Genomic DNA, 1,806 nt, shown 5'->3' with positions numbered 1-1,806 from the left:
CCCCTATGACCAGGCTTTCGACGTGCCCTTCAGCACCATGACCACCAACCAGATCCGGGGTGGCATTGCGGTCAATACCATTCCTGAACTGTGTGAATTCACCTATGAATTCCGCAACCTGCCGGGCATGAGCGTGGGCGACATCCAGGCCCAGATCGATCAGTACATCGCCCAAGTCCTGCTGCCCAGGATGCGTGCCGAATTCCCCGAGGCCCGCGTGGAAATCGACAACTTCGCCGGCAGCCCGGCGCTGGAAGCCGCCGAGCAGGCTGCCATCACCGAGCTGGTGCGCGCGCTCACGGGGGATCGCGAAACCCGCAAGGTGGCCTATGGCACTGAGGCCGGGCTGTTCCAGCAGATCGGCATTCCGACCATCGTCTGCGGCCCCGGCGACATCGGCAATGCCCACAAGCCCAATGAATTCGTGACGCTGGCGCAGATGGAACGCTGCGAGCAATTCCTGCGCAAGCTGGGCAAGTCGTTGCAGGCAGCCTGATCCTGCTCCTTCGTGGGGGATTCTTTACGATTGTTAACGGCTGCAAGAGGGCGTTAAACGTTACACTCCCGTGTCTGCATCCTGTGCGAACAGGTTACGCTGTACAAATAACAAGACGCTTCGGGGGAAGCGAGCCGGATCAGCCTGCGGGCTGGGTCTACCGCTAGCGACTCCCATTGCGTGCGTCTTCATCCGGAACCGGCACCCGATATGCCGGTCTTTCCGATTTTCGCCAAGCCAGTCAGCACATGTGGGTCGATACGCACTGCCATCTCGACGCCGGGGAATTCGGCGACCGTTCCGCTGCCGTGGCCGATGAGGCCGCGCAGGCCGGGGTACGCGCCATCGTCATCCCGGCCATTGCCCGCGTCAATTTCAGCCAGGTCGCGCAGCTGGCGCGCGAGCTCGGCAATGCCGTCTATGCGCTGGGCATCCATCCGCTCTATGTGCCTACTGCTGAGCCTTCCGATCTTGACGTCTTGCGCGAGGCGATTGCGGCGGCCCTGGACGATCCGCTCTTCGTGGGCATCGGCGAAATCGGGCTGGATTTCTTCGTGCCGGCGTTGCAGCAAGCGCCCTTGCGCGAAAAGCAGGAATTCTTCTTTGCCGAGCAGCTCAAGCTGGCGCGCGACTTTGACCTGCCGGTGCTGCTGCATGTGCGGCGCGCGCAGGACATCATCCTTAAATACCTGCGCCGCATCCGCGTGCCCGGCGGCATCGCCCATGCCTTCAACGGTAGCCACCAGCAAGCCGAAAACTTCGTCGAACTTGGCCTGCACCTGGGCTTTGGCGGTGCCATGACTTTCCCGCGCTCCTTGCAAATCCGCCGCCTGGCGGCCGAACTGCCGCTGTCGTCCATCGTGCTGGAAACCGATGCTCCCGATATCTCGCCGGCCTGGCGCCATCCCGAGATCAATACGCCCGACCAGATCCCGCGCATCGGCGCCGTGCTGGCCGAGTTGCGCCAACTGTCGCTGACCGAGGTGGCCGCCACCACTACCGCCAATGCCCAGGTCGCGCTGCCGCGCCTGGCCCGTTCTGGATTGAGGCTCTGATGCGCGCCCTGATCATCGGTTTTGCCATTGGCGTAGGGCTGTTGCAGGTGCAGGGGCAGTTGCCGGGCCTGGAGTGGTATGGGGTGGGCCTGGTGCTGGCAGTCTTGCTGGCCTTCACTGCCTGGAAGTTCTGGCAACCCTTCCTGCGCGTGCCGCTGCTGCTCACTTGCGGCGCCTGGCTGGGTTTTTTGTGGGCGGCCTCCTTTGCCTTGTATTACCTCGACCAGGAGTTGCCCAGCGCCTGGGAAGGCCGTG

The 1,806-nt window shown here is 63.2% G+C and carries 2 protein-coding genes and 1 pseudogene; all 3 read left to right on the top strand.

What is annotated here, in order from left to right:
- Positions 1–496: M20/M25/M40 family metallo-hydrolase (locus I5W_RS26420; protein ID WP_044531489.1), on the top strand; the 496-nt coding region annotated here is incomplete at its 5' end.
- Between the two features lie 248 nt (positions 497–744).
- Positions 745–1,551 carry a TatD family hydrolase gene (locus tag I5W_RS26415; protein ID WP_044531488.1) on the top strand — a complete coding sequence of 269 codons (807 nt, stop codon included), beginning with the start codon at positions 745–747 and terminating at the stop codon, positions 1,549–1,551.
- Positions 1,551–1,806: pseudogene (locus I5W_RS26410) on the top strand (DNA internalization-related competence protein ComEC/Rec2); the annotation flags it as partial. The gene I5W_RS26415 and the pseudogene I5W_RS26410, both read left to right, overlap by 1 nt.

This window comes from Herbaspirillum sp. B65 (assembly GCF_000333555.1).
Lineage (GTDB): Bacteria > Pseudomonadota > Gammaproteobacteria > Burkholderiales > Burkholderiaceae_D > Herbaspirillum > Herbaspirillum rubrisubalbicans.
The sequence above is the reverse complement of the archived record's forward strand: the minus strand, read 5'-3'. Positions and strand labels throughout refer to the sequence as shown.

Coding starts and splice junctions, on each gene's coding strand:
- I5W_RS26415 (WP_044531488.1), top strand. CDS start 745: ATGTGGGTCGATACGCACTGCCATCTCGACGCCGGGGAATTCGGCGAC.